At 73.3% G+C, this 16,786-nt stretch carries 14 protein-coding genes and 2 pseudogenes; 6 read left to right on the forward strand and 10 right to left on the reverse strand.

All coding sequences use genetic code 11. The annotated features are described in order from the left end of the window. From ACF09K_RS24760 to tkt, 5 genes and pseudogenes are all read right to left on the reverse strand, one after another. A pseudogene (locus tag ACF09K_RS24760) lies at positions 1-299 on the reverse strand (glucose-6-phosphate isomerase); the annotation flags it as partial. Beyond that, positions 292-1,227 carry a glucose-6-phosphate dehydrogenase assembly protein OpcA gene (gene opcA / locus ACF09K_RS24765; RefSeq protein ID WP_392246780.1) on the reverse strand — a complete coding sequence of 312 codons (936 nt, stop codon included), beginning with the start codon at positions 1,225-1,227 and terminating at the stop codon, positions 292-294. The gene opcA and the pseudogene ACF09K_RS24760, both read right to left, overlap by 8 nt. Next, positions 1,224-2,768 carry a glucose-6-phosphate dehydrogenase gene (zwf, locus tag ACF09K_RS24770; protein WP_392246782.1) on the reverse strand — a complete coding sequence of 515 codons (1,545 nt, stop codon included), beginning with the start codon at positions 2,766-2,768 and terminating at the stop codon, positions 1,224-1,226. Before zwf ends, opcA begins: the two co-directional genes overlap by 4 nt. Beyond that, on the reverse strand, positions 2,765-3,967 hold the full coding sequence (gene tal / locus ACF09K_RS24775) for a transaldolase (protein ID WP_392246783.1): 1,203 nt from the start codon (positions 3,965-3,967) through the stop codon (positions 2,765-2,767). Before tal ends, zwf begins: the two co-directional genes overlap by 4 nt. A gap of 19 nt (positions 3,968-3,986) precedes the next feature. After that, complete coding sequence (gene tkt / locus ACF09K_RS24780) at positions 3,987-6,080, reverse strand: transketolase (RefSeq protein WP_392246785.1); 2,094 nt, start codon at positions 6,078-6,080, stop codon at positions 3,987-3,989. Between the two features lie 155 nt (positions 6,081-6,235). Here tkt and ACF09K_RS24785 point away from each other — a divergent pair, with 155 nt between their 5' ends. Further along, on the forward strand, positions 6,236-7,123 hold the full coding sequence (locus tag ACF09K_RS24785) for a helix-turn-helix domain-containing protein (RefSeq protein WP_392246787.1): 888 nt from the start codon (positions 6,236-6,238) through the stop codon (positions 7,121-7,123). A gap of 137 nt (positions 7,124-7,260) precedes the next feature. On the opposite strand, the gene ACF09K_RS24790 is transcribed toward ACF09K_RS24785, so the two are convergent. Continuing rightward, positions 7,261-8,664, reverse strand: coding sequence for a glycoside hydrolase family 16 protein (locus tag ACF09K_RS24790; RefSeq protein WP_392246788.1), 1,404 nt, complete (start codon positions 8,662-8,664; stop codon positions 7,261-7,263). 606 nt (positions 8,665-9,270) lie between these two features. Between ACF09K_RS24790 and ACF09K_RS24795 the strand changes: the two genes are divergently transcribed. The 3 genes and pseudogenes from ACF09K_RS24795 to ACF09K_RS24805 form a co-directional block, all read left to right on the forward strand. Beyond that, entirely contained in the window at positions 9,271-9,549 is a 279-nt protein-coding gene (locus ACF09K_RS24795; RefSeq protein WP_030789151.1) for a metal-sensitive transcriptional regulator, read from the forward strand. A gap of 163 nt (positions 9,550-9,712) precedes the next feature. Further along, positions 9,713-11,050: a 6-phospho-beta-glucosidase gene (locus tag ACF09K_RS24800; RefSeq protein ID WP_392246790.1), complete on the forward strand. Its 1,338-nt coding sequence runs from the start codon at positions 9,713-9,715 to the stop codon at positions 11,048-11,050. A 143-nt stretch (positions 11,051-11,193) separates the two neighbouring features. Then, positions 11,194-11,328 (forward strand): annotated as a pseudogene (locus ACF09K_RS24805) (glycosyl hydrolase-related protein); the annotation flags it as partial. Between the two features lie 511 nt (positions 11,329-11,839). Here the strand turns inward: ACF09K_RS24805 and ACF09K_RS24810 are convergent. Then, positions 11,840-12,970, reverse strand: a complete 1,131-nt coding sequence (locus tag ACF09K_RS24810) for an ATP-grasp domain-containing protein (RefSeq protein ID WP_392246792.1) — start codon at positions 12,968-12,970, stop codon at positions 11,840-11,842. Between the two features lie 272 nt (positions 12,971-13,242). On the opposite strand from ACF09K_RS24810, the gene ACF09K_RS24815 reads away from it, so the two are divergent. Together ACF09K_RS24815 and ACF09K_RS24820 are read left to right on the forward strand one after the other, a co-directional pair. Continuing rightward, positions 13,243-14,103, forward strand: coding sequence for a metallophosphoesterase family protein (locus ACF09K_RS24815; RefSeq protein WP_392246793.1), 861 nt, complete (start codon positions 13,243-13,245; stop codon positions 14,101-14,103). Continuing rightward, positions 14,100-14,789, forward strand: a complete 690-nt coding sequence (locus ACF09K_RS24820) for a 4'-phosphopantetheinyl transferase (protein WP_392246795.1) — start codon at positions 14,100-14,102, stop codon at positions 14,787-14,789. The genes ACF09K_RS24815 and ACF09K_RS24820 overlap by 4 nt, the downstream gene beginning before the upstream one ends. Before the next feature lie 89 nt (positions 14,790-14,878). On the opposite strand, the gene ACF09K_RS24825 is transcribed toward ACF09K_RS24820, so the two are convergent. The 3 genes from ACF09K_RS24825 to ACF09K_RS24835 all read right to left on the reverse strand — a co-directional run bounded on the left by ACF09K_RS24825 (position 14,879) and on the right by ACF09K_RS24835 (position 16,703). Further along, entirely contained in the window at positions 14,879-15,118 is a 240-nt protein-coding gene (locus ACF09K_RS24825) for a hypothetical protein (protein WP_392246797.1), read from the reverse strand. Between the two features lie 350 nt (positions 15,119-15,468). Then, a complete protein-coding gene (locus tag ACF09K_RS24830) occupies positions 15,469-16,011 on the reverse strand; it encodes a toxin-antitoxin system, toxin component (RefSeq protein WP_392247143.1) in 543 nt (180 codons plus the stop codon). A gap of 41 nt (positions 16,012-16,052) precedes the next feature. Then, on the reverse strand, positions 16,053-16,703 hold the full coding sequence (locus ACF09K_RS24835) for a helix-turn-helix domain-containing protein (protein WP_392246799.1): 651 nt from the start codon (positions 16,701-16,703) through the stop codon (positions 16,053-16,055). Between the last annotated feature and the right edge of the window lie 83 nt (positions 16,704-16,786).

The following is a 16,786-nucleotide window of genomic DNA, read 5'->3' on the forward strand; positions in this document are numbered from 1 at the left end:
AACGCGGTGTGCAACACCGCCCGATCCTCCGTGGTGTTGATCCTCTCCCCACGCAACATCGCGTCCCGCAGACCGAACACGTCCGTCGCGGCGGCGAGTTCCTGCAACAGCGCGAGGGTCTCGTCGGTGATCAGGTGCTTGGAGTAGTCGATGCGCAGGTCGCCGACCCGCACGACGTACCGTTCGGCGCGCCCGGGGTCGGTGGCGAACAGCTCGCGCAGATCCGCGAGTTGCCGGGTGCGGTGGTCCTCCAGCGCGGCCCACTCGGGGCGCCGGGTGAGCACGGGGGTGTCAGACATGGGCGGGGCTCTCCTCGGTTGCCTCGCCCCGCAGGGCGATGGCGTACATCTCGTCCGCGTCGAGGCGACGCAGCTCCTCGGCGATCAGTTCGGAGGTGGGGCGGACCTTCAGGGCGAGGGTCCGCGAGGGCTGGCCGGGCAGGACCAGCGTGGCCAGCGGGCCCTCGGGCCGGTCGATGACGATCTCGCCGCCGGCGGTGCCGAGCCGGACGGCCGTGACGACCGGGCCCGCGGTCTCCACCCGGTCCACGGGCACCTTCAGCCGGGCCTCCAGCCAGCGCGCGAGCAGTTCGGCGCTCGGGTTGTCCGCCTCGCTCTCCACGGCCGCCGAGACGATCGGCACCCGTGCCTGGTCCAGCGCCGCCGCCAGCATCGAACGCCACGGCGTCAGCCGGGTCCACGCCAGGTCGGTGTCGCCGGGCGCGTACGACTGCACGCGCGCCTCCAGTGCCCGCAGGGGCCGCTCGACGGCGTACATGTCGGTGATCCGGCGCTGGGCCAGCGCGCCCAGCGGATCCTTGACCGGGTTCTGCGGCGCGTCCACCGGCCACCACACGACGACCGGGGCGTCCGGCAGCAGCAGCGGCAGCACCACGGAGTCGGCGTGCTCGGACACCTCGCCGTAGGTCCGCAGGATCACCGTCTCCCCGGTGCCGGCCTCGGAACCCACCCGGACCTCGGCGTCGAGCCGCGACTGCGTGCGCTCGCGGGGGGTGCGGGGGTGCCGCTTGATGACGACCAGGGTGCGCGAGGGGTGCTCGTGCGAGGCCTCCTCGGCCGCCTTGATCGAGTCGTAGGCGTTCTCCTCGTCCGTGACGATCACCATCGTCAGGACCATGCCCACGGCCGGTGTGCCGATGGCGCGGCGGCCCTTCACCAACGCCTTGTTGATCTTGCTTGCCGTGGTGTCGGTCAGGTCGATCTTCATGGCCTGCGCCAGCTCCGTCCGTCTCGTGCGAGCATCTCGTCGGCTTCCTCGGGTCCCCAGCTGCCCGAGGCGTACTGGGCGGGCCTGCCGTGCCGTGCCCAGTGCTCCTCGATCGGGTCGAGGATCCTCCAGGACTCTTCCACCTCCTGGTGGCGCGGGAACAGGTTGGCGTCGCCGAGCAGCACGTCCAGGATGAGCCGCTCGTACGCCTCCGGGCTGGACTCCGTGAAGGACTCGCCGTACGCGAAGTCCATCGTGACGTCCCGGATCTCCATCGACGTGCCCGGCACCTTGGAGCCGAAGCGGACGGTGACGCCCTCGTCGGGCTGGACCCGGACGACGATCGCGTTGGCGCCGAGTTCCTCGGTGGCGCTGGAGTCGAAGGGGGAGTGCGGCGCCCGCTGGAAGACCACCGCGATCTCGGTGACGCGGCGGCCCAGGCGCTTGCCGGTGCGCAGGTAGAACGGCACGCCCGCCCAGCGGCGGTTGTCGACGTTCAGCCGGACGGCGGCGTAGGTGTCCGTGGTCGACGCCGGGTCGATGCCGTCCTCCTCCAGGTAGCCGCGCACCTTCTCGCCGCCCTGCCAGGCGCCCGCGTACTGCGCCCGCACCGTGTGCCGGCCGAGGTCCTCCGGAAGCTTCACGGCGTTGAGGACCTTCAGCTTCTCGGTCAGCAGCGCGTCCGCGTCGAAGGAGGCGGGCTCCTCCATCGCGGTCAGCGCCATCAGCTGCAGGAGGTGGTTCTGGATGACGTCCCGGGCGGCGCCGATGCCGTCGTAGTAGCCGGCCCGGCCGCCGATGCCGATGTCCTCGGCCATGGTGATCTGCACGTGGTCCACGAAGGACCGGTTCCAGATCGGCTCGAACATCTGGTTGGCGAAGCGCAGCGCCAGGATGTTCTGGACGGTCTCCTTGCCCAGGTAGTGGTCGATGCGGAACACCTGGTCCGGGGCGAAGACCTCGTGCACGATCGCGTTCAGCTCCCGCGCGCTCGCCAGGTCGTGCCCGAACGGCTTCTCGATGACGCCCCGCCGCCACGACCCGTCCGGCGCGTCCGCCAGCCCGTGCTTCTTGAGCTGCTCGACGACCTTGGGGAAGAACTTCGGCGGGACCGACAGGTAGAAGGCGAAGTTGCCGCCGGTGCCGCGGGACCGGTCCAGCTCCTCGACGGCGTCGCGCAGCTGCTTGAACGCCGTGTCGTCGTCGAAGTCGCCCGGGACGAACCGCATGCCCTCGGCGAGCTGCTGCCAGACCTCCTCGCGGAACGGCGTCCGCGCGTGCTCGCGCACCGCGTCGTGGACGACCTGCGCGAAGTCCTGGTCCTCCCAGTCGCGGCGCGCGAACCCGACGAGCGAGAAGCCCGGCGGGAGCAGGCCCCGGTTGGCGAGGTCGTAGACGGCGGGCATCAGTTTCTTGCGGGACAGGTCGCCGGTCACGCCGAAGATGACGAGTCCGGACGGGCCGGCGATACGGGGCAGGCGCCGGTCGCGGGGATCCCGCAACGGGTTCTCCCAGGCGGCGTCGGTGCCGGCAGTGCTCATTCCGCGTCAGCTCCCTCGGTGTCCAGTGCCTCGGTCGTCCCGGCCGCCTCGACCGCCTCGGTGTCGAGCACCTCGGTGTTCAGCGACTTCGCGACCGCGTCCAGCAGGTCCTGCCACGCCACCGCGAACTTGGCGACGCCCTCTTCCTCCAACCGGGTGACGACCTCGTCGTAGGAGATGCCGAGCGCCGCCACGGCGGCGAGGTCCGCGCGGGCCTGCGCGTAGCCGCCGGTGACCGTGTCGCCGGTGACGGCGCCGTGGTCGGCGGTGGCCCTCAGCGTGGCCTCCGGCATCGTGTTGACGGTGCCGGGCGCCACGAGCTCGTCGACGTACAGCGTGTCCTTGTACGCAGGATCCTTCACACCGGTGGATGCCCACAGCGGACGCTGCTTGTTCGCCCTCGCCCCGGCGAGGGCGGTCCAGCGGTCCCCCGCGAAGACCTCCTCGTACGCCTGGTAGGCCAGCCGCGCGTTGGCGAGCGCCGCCCGGCCCCGGAGCGCGAGGGCCTCGTCGGTGCCGAGGACGGTGAGGCGCTTGTCGATCTCGGCGTCGACGCGGGAGACGAAGAAGGAGGCGACGGAGTGGATCGCGGCGAGGTCGAGGCCCCGCGCGGCGGCCTTCTCCAGGCCCGCCAGGTAGGCGTCCATGACCTCGCGGTAGCGCTCCAGGGAGAAGATCAGCGTGACGTTGACGCTGATGCCGAGGCCGACGACCTCGGTGATCGCGGGGAGGCCGGCCTTCGTCGCCGGAATCTTGATCATGACGTTGGGGCGGTCCACGAGCCAGGCCAGCTGCTTCGCCTCGGCGACCGTGGCCGCGGTCTCGTGGGCGAGGCGCGGGTCGACCTCGATGGAGACCCGGCCGTCGCGGCCGTCGGTGGCCGTGTACACGGGACGCAGGACGTCGGCGGCCGCACGCACGTCCGCGGTCGTCATCATCCGCACCGCCTCGTCGACCGTGACCCCCCGTACGGCGAGGTCGGCGAGCTGCTCCTGGTAGCCCTCGCCGGAACCGATGGCGGCCTGGAAGATCGACGGGTTGGTGGTGACGCCCACGACGTGCTGCCGGTCGATCAGCTCGGCGAGGTTGCCGGACGTGATCCGCTCGCGGGACAGGTCGTCCAGCCAGATGGAGACGCCCTCGTCGGAGAGGCGCCGCAGGGCACCCGCGGCGGCGGTTGCTTCGGTCACTGTGATCATCTTCTTTCTGGCGGTCTGATCAACCGCGGGCGGCGGTCGCGCCCGCGGTCGCGTGCAAGGAGGCCCGGGCCGCGGCGGCCACGTTCTCGGGGGTGAAGCCGAACGCGGCGAACAGGGTCGCGGCGTCGGCGGAGGCGCCGAAGTGCTCCAGGGAGACGATGCGGCCGGCGTCCCCGACGTACCGGTGCCAGGTCAGGCCGATGCCCGCCTCGACGGCGACCCGGGCCCGCACCGACGGCGGCAGGACGGCGTCGCGGTACTCGCGCGGCTGCTCCTCGAACCACTCCACGGACGGCATCGACACCACCCGGGTCCCGATCCCCCCGGCCTCCAGCGCCTCCCGCGCCTCGACGGCCAGGCGCACCTCGGAACCGGTGGCGATCAGGATCACGTCCGGGGCGTCCTTCGAGGACTCCCGCAGGACGTAACCGCCCTTCGCGGCATCCGGGTTCGGCGCGTACACGGGCACGCCCTGCCGGGTGAGGGCCAGTCCGTGCGGCGCCGGGCGGGTGCCGTGCCGGCGCAGGATCTCCGCCCAGGCGATCGCGGTCTCGTTGGCGTCGGCGGGGCGGACCACGTTCAGGCCGGGGATCGCGCGCAGCGACGCCAGGTGCTCGACCGGCTGGTGCGTGGGGCCGTCCTCGCCCAGGCCGACGGAGTCGTGCGTCCACACGTACGTCACCGGCAGCTGCATCAGCGCCGACATGCGCACGGCGTTGCGCATGTAGTCGGAGAACACCAGGAAGGTGCCGCCGTAGACGCGGGTGTTGCCGTGCAGGGCGATGCCGTTCATCTCCGCGGCCATCGAGAACTCGCGGATGCCGAAGTGCACCGTGCGGCCGTACGGGTCCGCCTCCGGCAGCGGGTTGCCCGCCGGCAGGAACGACGACGTCCTGTCGATCGTCGTGTTGTTCGAGCCCGCCAGGTCGGCCGAGCCGCCCCACAGCTCCGGGATCACCGCGCCGAGCGCCTGGAGCACCTTGCCGGAGGCCGCGCGGGTGGCGACCGCCTTGCCCGGCTCGAAGACGGGCAGGTGCTCCTCCCAGCCCTCGGGGAGGCGGCCGGCGAGGACCCGGTCGAGCAGCCTCGCCCGCTCCGGCCGCGTGCCGCGCCACGCGTCGAGCCGCTTGTCCCAGGCGGCGTGCGCCTCGGCGCCCCGGTCCAGGGCGGCGCGGGTGTGGGCGAGGACGTCGCCGGGGACCTCGAAGGTCCGCTCCGGGTCGAAGCCCAGGAGGCGCTTGGTGGCGGCCACCTCGTCGTCGCCGAGGGCGGAGCCGTGGGAGGCCTCGGTGTTCCGCGCGTTCGGGGCGGGCCAGGCGATGACCGTGCGCATCGCGATGATCGAGGGGCGGGCCGTCTCGGCCCGCGCCGCGGTCAGGGCCGCGTACAGGGCGTGCACGTCGACGTCGCCGTTCTCCAGCGGCTCGATCCGCTGCACGTGCCAGCCATAGGCCTCGTACCGCTTCAGGACGTCCTCGGAGAAGGCGGTCGCGGTGTCGCCCTCGATGGAGATGTGGTTGTCGTCGTAGAGGAAGACCAGGTTGCCGAGCCGCTGGTGGCCGGCCAGCGAGGAGGCCTCGGCGGAGACGCCCTCCTGGAGGTCGCCGTCGGAGACGATCGCCCAGACGGTGTGGTCGAAGGGGGACTCGCCCTCGGGGGCCTCCGGGTCGAACAGACCGCGCTCGTAGCGGGCCGCCATCGCCATGCCGACCGCGTTGGCGGCGCCCTGGCCCAGCGGACCGGTGGTGGTCTCCACACCGGCGGTGTGCCCGTACTCGGGGTGGCCCGGCGTCTTCGAACCGTGCGTGCGGAACGCCTTGAGGTCGTCCAGCCCCAGTTCGTAGCCGGCCAGGAACAGCTGGGTGTACAGGGTCAGCGAGGTGTGGCCGGGGGAGAGCACGAAGCGGTCACGCCCGGTCCACTCCGGGTCCGCCGGGTCGTGCCGCATCACCTTCTGAAAGATCGTGTACGCGGCGGGCGCGAGGCTCATCGCGGTGCCGGGGTGCCCGTTGCCCACCTTCTGCACGGCATCCGCCGCCAGCAGGCGCGCGGTGTCGACGGCACGCCGGTCGAGTTCGGTCCATTCGAAACTGTCCGGTGACTGCGTGCTCATCTTCAAGAAATCCTCGATCCGAGCGGGGTGGTCGGTCTGACGCGTTCAAAAGTAAAAGTCTGACTTTTTCGAAGGAAGGTCGGCGTGTGTCACGCTGTGGTGAAAGTGGGACACCCCGGCGGCGCCGGGCGGGCACGAGGCGGCACGAGAGCGACATGGCGGACACCGGCGCCGGGGACGGCGACGAGATCAGGACGTTCCCCTTCCCGGCGGGCCTCAGCGTCGGCGGCGTCGGCATGCAGGTCGGACCCATGGGCGCCGGCCGCGCCTGGCACGCCGACGCGCCGCTGGAACGCGTCCACCGCATCGACTTCCACACCGTCCTGCTGTTCACCGGGGGTCCCGTCCGTCACATGGTCGACTTCGCCGAGTACGAGGCCGCGGCCGGTGACGTCCTGTGGATCCGCCCGGGCCAGGTCCACCGCTTCTCGAAGACCAGCGAGTACCGCGGAACCGCCCTGACCATGCAGCCCGGCTTCCTGCCCCGGTCCACCGTCGAGGCCACCGGCCTGTACCGCTACGACCTGCCGCCGCTGCTCCACCCGGACGAGGCCGGGTCGGCCGGCCTGCGCGCGGCCCTGGCGCACCTGCAACGGGAGTACGAGGACACCGGGACCCTGCCCCCCGGTCTGCACGCCTCGGTGCTGCGGCACTGCCTGACGGCGTTTCTGCTGCGCCTCGCGCACCTCGCCGCCAGCTCGGCGGAGGCGGCCGGCCGGCAGGCCGACACCACCTTCACCCTCTTCCGGGAGGCCGTGGAACGGGACTTCGCCACCAACCACAGCGTCAGCGCGTACGCCGACGCGCTCGGTTACTCCCGCCGCACCCTCGTGCGCGCGGTGCGCGCCGCGACCGGCCGGACGCCCAAGGGCTTCATCGACCGGCGGGTCGTCCTGGAGGCGAAGCGGCTCCTCGCCCACACGGAACTGCCGATCGGCCGGGTCGGCGCGGCGGTGGGCTTCCCCGACCCGGCGAACTTCTCCAAGTTCTTCCAGCAGCACACGGACATGACACCGGCGGCGTTCCGCGCGGAACTGCGCTGAAACGCCGCCGGGTCGGCGGTTCCGCCCCGCGGGCCGTCGGTGGTCCCACCGGGGCTCTCGGTGGCCCGCGCGGCCGGGTGGCCCCAATGGCCTCGGTGGCCTCAACGGCCTCGGTGGCCTGGGCGGCCTGGGCGGCCTCAGTGGCCGAAGCTGAACCAGTTCACGTTCACGAAGTCGGCGGGCTGGCCGCTGGTGAAGGTCAGGTAGACGTCGTGGGTCCCGGTGACGGAGGAGATGTTCGCCGGGACCGTCCGCCACGACTGCCAGCCGCCCGTGTTCGCCAGCGCGAAACTCCCGATCGGCGTGGCGGTACGGCTGTCCAGGCGCACCTCGACCAGACCGCTGACGCCGGCGGCCGCGCCGCTCGCCACCCGGGCGTTGAACTGCCGGGCCGCCGTGGAGCCGAAGTTCACCCCGCGGAAGAGCGCCCAGTCGCCGTTGGCCAGGGCGCCGATGTTCCGGCCGCCGCCGCTGTCGGTGGTGGTCTCGGTGATCACGCCGGACTGGGCGTCGTACGACTCGGCCTGGACGGCCGCGTAGGCGTCGCGGTCGCCGGTCGGGGGAGGCGTGGTGCCGCCCCCGCCGCCCGCGGCCTGGAGCACCTGCACGTAGTCGACGACCATCGGCACGCCCGGGCGCGTGTCACCGTCCAGGCCGCCGCCGAACGCGTCCGGGAAGCCGCCGCCCATCGCCACGTTGAGGATGACGAAGAAGCCGTGGTTCGTCGCGTTGTTCCAGGTGGTGGCGTCCATCTGGGCGGCCGTCACGGTGTGGTAGTTGACGCCGTCGACGAAGAAGCGGATCGCCTCGGGGGTCACCGAGCGGTCCCACTCCATCGTGTAGGTGTGGAAGCCGGACTGGCACGTGGTGTCGGGGCACGCGGTGGAGTTGCCGATACCGGTGGTCTCGTTGCACGGACCGCCCGGACTGGTCCCGCAGTGCATCGTCGACCAGACCCGGTTCAGCCCCTGGACGTTCTCCATGATGTCCAGCTCGCCGACCGAGGGCCAGTTCTGGTAGTTGCCCCGGTAGGGGGCGCCCAGCGTCCAGAACGCCGGCCAGTAGCCCTCGGCGGCGGTCCCCGTCACGTTCGGCATCTGCAGCCGGGCCTCGACCCGCAGCTTGCCGCCGGACGGGGGCTGGAAGTCGGTGCGCCTGGTCTCGATGCGGCCCGAGGTCCAGCGGCCCGCCGCGTCCCGGAGCGGGGTGATGCGCAGGTTGCCGCTGCCGTCGAGCGAGACGTTGCCCGTGCTGTTCGTCATCGTCTCGACCTCGCCGGTGCCCCAGTTCGCGGGACCGCCCGGGTACGAGGTGCCGGTGGCGTACTGCCAGTTCGAGGTGTTCACGCCGGTGCCGGCGGCGCCGTTGAAGTCGTCGAGGAAGACCTGCGACCACCCCGAGGGGGGAGTGGGCGCGGAGGCGTTCGCGGTGGGGGAGGCCACCGCGGCCGCCGCCGCGAGGCCGAGGGTGCCGACGGCGGCGACGAGCGCCCGCCGCAGGGAGCGGCGTCCGCGGGGAGGCGTGCCGGAGGGTTCGCTCATGGTGGGGAGTGCCTCTCGGGTACGGAGTGGTCGTGCGCGGGTGCCGTCGACAGCGCCCGCAGTATGAGAGCGCTCTCACGGCGTCGCCAATGTGCCCCTCGGCATCCCGGCCGTCAAGAGTCAAAGCAGGGAAAGTCCTTTCCCTCGGGGCGAGTTCACCCTGTGAACGACACCCGCCCCTGGGCGGGCCGGCCCCGTGGACAGCGCTTGCCCCCTTCGGGCGGGTCTGCTCCGAGGAGGGCGACTGGCCCTGGACGGTCCGGCCGGGCGGGTGGCGACTGCCCCTGGATGGTTCGGCCGGGCGGGCGGTGATCGCCTTCGCGCGGTCCGGCCGTGCGGGCGGCGACCTTCTCCGGGTGGTTCGGAAGGCGGGCGGCAGTGGCCGGCGGCGGCCGGTGCGCCGGGATGTGGGGAGCGGTGGGCAGGGTCACGGGGGCCGGAGGGGCGAGGACCGGGGGGCCGAGGACCGGGGGACCGGAGTCCGGAGATCGGGGGACCGGGGCGCGGGGTCGGTGGCCGCCGGTGCGGGAAAGGAACAGAAACTCCTTCCGGGGTGTTTCTCTCCAGCGGGTACGATACCCGCGGGGGTATATACGAGGAGGAAGTGTGCAACTCGACATGTCGGCCGAGGAGCTGAAGTCGGCGCTCAACCGTCTGCGGCGGGCCCAGGGCCAGCTCGCGGGAGTGATCCGGATGATCGAGGAGGGCCGGGACTGCGAGGACGTGGTCACCCAGCTCGCGGCGGTCTCCAGGGCCCTGGACCGGGCCGGCTTCTCGATCATCGCGACCGGGCTGGAGCAGTGCATGACCAGTGAGGACCCCGAGGTGCGCGACTCCGCGCAGATGCGGGCCCGACTGGAGAAGCTCTTCCTGTCCCTGGCCTGACCGGGGCGAGCGGCCCGGCCCGGGCGCGCGCCCGCGGCGGGACGGGGCCGGGCGGAGTGGTGACCGACGCGCCGGCGGACCCGGTGGACCGGCCCTCCCCGGCGGCGGGCGGCGGGACGGGCCCGGCCGGAGAGGCGCGGGCGTGAGCAGGAGAGGTGTGGGCGTGAGACTGACGATTCTGGGCGGCGGCGGGTTCCGGGTGCCGCTGGTGTACGGGGCGCTGCTGACGGACCGTGCCGAGGGGCGGGTCACGGAGGTCGTCCTGCACGACCTCGACGGCAGCCGGCTGCACGCGGTCGCCCGTGTCCTGGCCGAACAGGCGTCGACGGTGGCCGACGCCCCCGCCGTGACCACGACCACCGACCTCGACGAGGCACTGCGCGGCGCCGACTTCGTCTTCTCCGCGATCCGCGTCGGCGGTCTGGAGGGCCGGGCGAACGACGAACGGGTGGCCCTCGCGGAGGGCGTCCTCGGCCAGGAGACGGTCGGCGCGGGCGGCATCGCCTACGGTCTGCGCACGGTGCCCGTCGCGTCCGACATCGCCCGGCGGGTGGCCCGCCTCGCCCCCGACGCCTGGGTCATCAACTTCACCAACCCGGCCGGCCTGGTCACCGAGGCCATGTCCCGCCACCTCGGCGACCGCGTCATCGGCATCTGTGACTCGCCCGTCGGCCTCGGCCGACGCATCGCGCGCGTCCTCGGCGCGGACCCGGGCGAGGCGTTCGTCGACTACGTCGGCCTCAACCACCTCGGCTGGGTGCGGGGGCTGCGGATCGCCGGCCGCGACGAACTCCCGCGCCTGCTCGCCGACCCCGGCCTGCTGGGTTCGTTCGAGGAGGGCAAGCTGTTCGGCGCCGACTGGCTCCGGTCGCTCGGCGCGATCCCCAACGAATACCTGCACTACTACTACTTCAACCGCGAGACCGTGCACGCCTACCAGCGGGCCGAGAAGACCCGCGGCGCCTTCCTGCGCGACCAGCAGTCCCGCTTCTACGAGGAGATGCGCCGGCCCGACGCGCCGGCACTGAGCGTCTGGGACCGCACCCGCGCCGAGCGCGAGGCGACCTACATGGCCGAGAACCGCGAGACGGCCGGCGCCGGGGAACGCGACGCCGACGACCTCTCCGGCGGCTACGAGAAGGTGGCCCTCGCCCTGATGCGGGCCATCGCCCGCGACGAACGCACCACCCTGATCCTCAACGTCCGCAACCGCGGGACGCTCTCGGTGCTCGACCGGGACGCGGTCGTCGAGGTCCCCTGCCTCGTCGACGCCAACGGCGCCCATCCGGTGGCGGCGGCCCCGCTGCCGGAGCACGCGACCGGCCTGGTCTGCGCGGTGAAGGGCGTCGAGCGCGAGGTGCTGGCCGCCGCCGGGTCCGGCTCGCGCGCCGACGCGGTGAGGGCCTTCGCCCTGCACCCGCTGGTCGACTCCGTGAACGTGGCCCGCCGGCTGGTCGAGGGCTACACCGCCGTCCACCCCGGCCTGGCCTACCTCAGGTAGGGCACCCCGGCCTGGCCTACCTCAGGTAGGGCACCGCGGGCGGGCCCGTCTCCCGTGGGGCGTCGCGGGTGGGCCTGCCTGGCGCAGCGCGCCCGCGGCACGTACACGCGGGCACGTACACCCCGGACGCGCACCCCTCGGGGACCGGCTTCCCGCTCGCCGGCGCACAGGTCGTGGACCTGCTGGAGCGACCGCTGGAGCCGGCCGTCACCGACGGCGGGGACGGTGTCCCCGTGCGGCTGCGGCCCTTCCAGATCCTGACACTCCGGCTGAGCCGCACCCCCACCGCCGCCGATTCCGATCGACTCCGACCGGCCCGGATCGACCCTGGCCGTCCGGCGATGGGCGGGCCTGTGTCCGACGGGCCCGCCCGCCGCCGCGAAGCCCCCTGCGCGGCACGGGTGTTCGACCGTGGTGCCGCCGACGTGCCCGGGCCGGCCGGCCGCTCCCCGTGACAGCGGCCGGCCGGCCCGTTCCCCCGTCCGCGGGGACCCCCCGTCGGTCCCCGCTTCCCCCGTGTTCCCCCGTGCGGTGGTGCCGGTGGTGCCTTCCTGCTCCGACGAAGGCCCCCCGTGACCCCCGTCGTCCCCCCTGATCCCCCGTCGTCCCTCCGTGGGCCGTCGGTGTCACACCGATAAGAGCGCGCAGCCCGGCCCCTGATACACCCTGAGGAGAAAAAATCCCCCGGACATCGCGTCCGAGGGACTTCGGGGTGCTCGGGGCGGGCGGTCCGGCCGGTGAGGCCGGCCGTGACGGAGGCGAACCGCGAGGCCGCCCGACCGGTGGGACCTACAGCGGCAGCGCCTGCGCCGCCTGGCCCACCTCGACGGAGCCGGCCGGTGCGGGCACGGCCGGCAGCAGCGCCTCCGTCTCCTCCGCCCGCTGCACGGTGAGCGGCACCGCACCCAGCGGGCGCGGCCCCGACACCACCGCGTAGTCCTGCCCGAGGAACGGCGGCACGATCTCGCCGGGGTCCTCGCCGAGCGCCAGCTGCACGGCCGCCCACGGCGCGTTGACCCCGCACAGGGACAGCTGGTGCAGCCCGCCGGCCGGACGGGTGTTGACGTCCATCAGGACCGGGACGTCCCCGAGCATCCGGAACTGGATGTTGGACAGGTAGTGCAGCCCGAACCCCTCGGCGATCCGCCGGGCCGGCTCCAGCCACTGCTCCTGGAGGGTGAAGCCGCGGCGGCGGCCGTTCTTGGTGCGGCCGACGGCCAGCCGGATCAGGTTGTCCGGGCCGGTCAGGCAGTCCACCGACACCTCCGGCTGCTCCAGCCGCGGCATCACCAGCCAGTCCACCTGCTCCTCGGCCTGCTCCAGCGCCTCGACGACCCTGTCCAGCTGGACGTAGGGCGACGGGAAACCGCTGAGCTGCGCCAGCGAGAAGGGCGCGCGGGTGATCATCCGGAAGCCCACCCCGCCCGCGCCGGACGCCGGCTTGAAGCACGCCTTGTGACCGCCGGCCTCCAACGCCTCGACCGCGGCGACGAGTTCGGACGCCGTACGGATCCGCCACCACGGCGGCACGGGCACCCCGATGGCCTGGACCGCCTCGTAGGCGATCACCTTGTCGTGGAAGACCGCGACGGCCTCCGGCGGCGGGGCGAGCAGCGCCGTCCCGGCCGCGGCGAAGTCCGCGCGGTGCGCCACGATGGCCGCCTGGTGCAGCCGGGGCACGAACACGTCGATGCCGCGGCGCCGGCACTGGTCGAGGGCGTACTCGACGTACGCGGCGGGGGACAGGCCCTCCGGCTCCAGGTCGGCGGTGTCGGCGGCGGCCAGTACGGGCGAGTCGACGTCACCGTGGGTGGCGTGGACGTCCACGGCGCGGTCGCTCGGATTTCGCCGCAGCTGATCCATGAAGAACACGTTCTCCGCGTACGTGCGGTTGAGCCAGACGCGTACGCGAGAGACCATGCAGGCCGCCTTTCACGGTTCACGGGCAGGGCGAAGCAGGCCCGGCCCGGGCAGGGGGGATTGGAGGGACACCAAACCGCCCTGCGCGAAGGCAGGTCGGGGCGGTGGTGTTGGGGCGATCATACGGCTTCCCGAAGGCGCCTCGTGCAACGCGCGTGTTACGGATTTTCCGATCATGGCCGTACCGGGCGCGAACACGGGTAAGGATGGGACGGCCGTGCCGCCGTTCGTGCGCGCGGTGACGGACGAGAGCCGGGGGAACGGAGCACAGTGTGACGTCGACGGCCGATGGAGCCGGGCAGCTGCTGGCCATCAGCGATCTGCACATCGGCTATCCGGAGAACCGGGCCCTGGTCGAGAGCATGGCTCCGGAGACCGACGAGGACTGGCTGCTGGTCGCCGGTGACGTCTCGGAGAGCGTGGCCGACGTCCAGTGGACGCTGAAGACCCTCGCGAGCCGTTTCCGCAAGGTCGTCTGGGCCCCCGGCAACCACGAACTGTGGACCCATCCCAAGGACACCGTCACCCTGCGGGGCGTCGCCCGCTACGAACACCTCGTCGAGGTGTGCCGCGAGCTGGGCGTGATCACTCCCGAGGACCCCTACCCCGTGTGGGAGGGCCCCGGCGGCCCCGTCGCCGTCGCCCCGCTGTTCCTGCTGTACGACTACTCGTTCCTCCCGGCCGGCTGCGCCACCAAGGAGGAGGGCCTGGAGTACGCGTACGGGACGGGCGTCGTGTGCAACGACGAGTACCTGCTGCACCCCGACCCCTACCCGACCCGCGAGGACTGGTGCCGGGCCCGCGTCGCCGAGACCGAGCGCCGGCTCGCGGCCCTCCCGGAGGACCTCCCCACGGTCCTCGTCAACCACTACCCGCTGGACCGCCACCCCACCGACGTCCTGTGGTACCCCGAGTTCGCCATGTGGTGCGGCACCCGGCTGACCGCCGACTGGCACCGCCGCTTCCGCGTCGCCGCGATGGTCTACGGCCATCTGCACATCCCGCGGACCACCTGGCACGAGGGCGTCCGCTTCGAGGAGGTGTCGGTGGGCTACCCCCGCGAATGGCGCAAGCGCCCGCAGCCGCCCGGCCGCCCGCGCCGCATCCTGCCCCGGAAGGACGAGAACGCGTGATCGAGGAGCTGCTGCCGGAGACGGTGGTCGCCGTGGAGGCGCACGGCGAGGACGGCGTCCGCGAGTTCGGCGGCGAACCCCTCCACCCGGAGGAGGAGGCGCTCGTGGTGCGGGCCGTCGCCAAACGGCGCCGGGAGTTCACCCTCGTACGCTCCTGCGCCCGCCGCGCCATGGACAAGCTCGGCGTGCCCCCGCAGGCCGTGCTGCCCGGCGAACGCGGCGCCCCCCGGTGGCCGGCCGGACTGGCCGGCAGCATGACCCACTGCGACGGCTACGCGGCGGCCGCCCTGGTGCGGGCCGCCGACCTGGCCTCCCTCGGCATCGACGCCGAACCGCACCAGCCGCTCCCCGACGGCGTCCTGTCCGTCGTCGCCCTGCCCGCGGAGCAGGAACGGCTGCGCCGGCTGGCCGCGGACCGGCCCGACGTGCACTGGGACCGGCTGCTGTTCAGCGCCAAGGAATCCGTCTACAAGGCGTGGTTCCCCCTCACCCGGAAGTGGCTGGACTTCGCCGAGGCCGACATCGAGATCGACCCCGGCCCCGCGGGCGGCTCGCGGGGCACCCTCAGGGCCCGGCTCCTCGTCCCCGGACCGGTGGTCGGCGGCCACCGCCTCGGACACTTCGAGGGCGGCTGGACCGTCGGCGGCGGACTGGTGGCGACGGCGATCACCGTCCCGCACGGCTGAACCCCGCGGACCCGCGGACCCGCGGACCCGCCGGTCCGCAGGACCGCGCCCCCGCGCCCCCGCGGTCCCAGCGCCCGGTCCTCCCGCCCTCACCTGTCCGGGAACCAGCTGTGCAGCAGCCGGAAGAACTCCTCCTCGCCGCCCGTGAGGCCGGCGGCCGCCAGGGCCTGCTCCGCCTCGGCGAGAACGGCGGGCGGGACCACCGGCGGCAGCCGGTCGTACGGCGGACCGCCCCCGTCGTCCCCGAACGCCGCCCGGACGGTGTGGAGCAGCCGCAGATAGGCCTGCACGGCGGTGCGCTCGCGGTCGCTCAGTACGGCAGTGGGCATCGGTCGGCTCTCCCCGTGTCGGCGTCGTCTCCCCCGCGCCCGCCCGGCGCGTACGCCCCCGCATGGCGGCGCACCTCCAAGCTTGCCGCCCACCACTGACAATCCGGCCTTCCCGGGCAGGGTTCCGCCCGCTCGGGCGAGGTGCGGGCGCCCGAAGCCCTCGGGGGAGAGGCGACGGCCGACGGCCGGTGACCGCCCCGCACCGGCCCCGTCCCCGCAACCGGGACCGGCCGACCTGCTCCGACCGGACCACCGCACCGGACCGCGCGGCCCCGTTCGGCCGCCGGACCGCACGGCCACGGCCCCGTTCGGCCGCCGGCGCGGTCCTGCGGTCCGAGGGGGTGGTCCGCTCAGCCGCCGGCCCGGTCCTGCGGTCCGAGGTACCCGAGCGACGCCTCGATCCGGCCCGCCAGGTGATCACGCCGCCCACGGCCGCGCGGCGACGAACCGGGCAGCCAGGTACGGCACTTGCTGGCGAGGAGCAGGCCGAAGCTCTCGGCGTCCCGCTCCTCCGCCTGGTCGAACCGGGTGCGCGCGGCGACGCTGCGGACCGTCGCCTGGAGGTCCGCCCCGTCGTGGAGCAGCCGGGCCGCGACCGCGGCGCCCTCCACGTGGTGACCGCAGTGCCCGGCCTTCATGTGCCACAGCTCATGACCCAGGATCACCAACTGGTGGTCGGGAGCGGTGCGTTCCTCGATCACGACGAGGTCCTGGTCGGCCATGTCGAGCCACAGGCCGCTGGCGGTGCCGGGCGGGAACGCGGCCGTACGGAAGACGACCGGGCGGCCGCGGCGGCGGCTCATGCCCTCGCACAGGGCCGCGTACAGGTCGGCGGGGGCGGCGGGGGCGGGAAGGGTCAGTTCCGCGACCAGCTCGCCGCACAGCCGGCGCATGTCCTTGGCGATGCCCACAGTCCTCCCCGCTCTCCTCCGGATCACGACTCCGGCCGCTTCACGCTCTCCAGGAGCATGTCCAGCCACTCGGCGACCTTGTCGCGGTGCTGATCGGTGGGCAGTTGGGCGGCCCGCCACGCGATCCCGCGCACTCCGTGGTCCTGGAGCAGCCGCTCCAGCGGGTCCTCGGCGGCCGCGGCCGCCTCCCGGGCCGCGAGCTTCTGGAGCAGCTCCTGCTCGATGTGCTGGAGGGCGCCCGCCAGGGCCTCGGGGTCCTCGGCCGTGAGGAAGCCGGCGTGCACGCGGAAGAAGCGCTGGAGGGCGTCGCAGTGCTCCATGGTGGGGCGGCGGTCGCCGTTGATGAGGGCGCCCGCCTGCTGCCGTGACATGCCGGCGCCGTCGGCGATCTCCTGCTGGGTGTACTTGCGGCCGTTGGGCTTGAGCCGGGTGCGGCGCAGCAGGTCCAGCCGCTGCAGGAACCTGGCCTGCACGTCCGGTTCCCCCGCCGGGCGGCCGCTCAGCAGGGCCTTGACCACGGACTCGGGAACACCGGAGGCGACGGACAGCCGTCCGGTGCCGAAGACCTCCGCGTGCGGTACGCCGAGCCGGTCGGCGAGAGCGGTGACGCGGGCGACGACGGCCGACAACAGCACCGTCGCCGTGGCGCCCGGAACCTCGAAGCCATCCGTCACCGACAGGTCTCCTACGTCTCTCACGAGCCTCTCACGGGCACACGCGATCGCCGTGAACTGCCCGGAGAGTAACCGGTCTTTCG

This window comes from Streptomyces sp. NPDC014882, assembly GCF_043081325.1.
Lineage (GTDB): Bacteria > Actinomycetota > Actinomycetes > Streptomycetales > Streptomycetaceae > Streptomyces.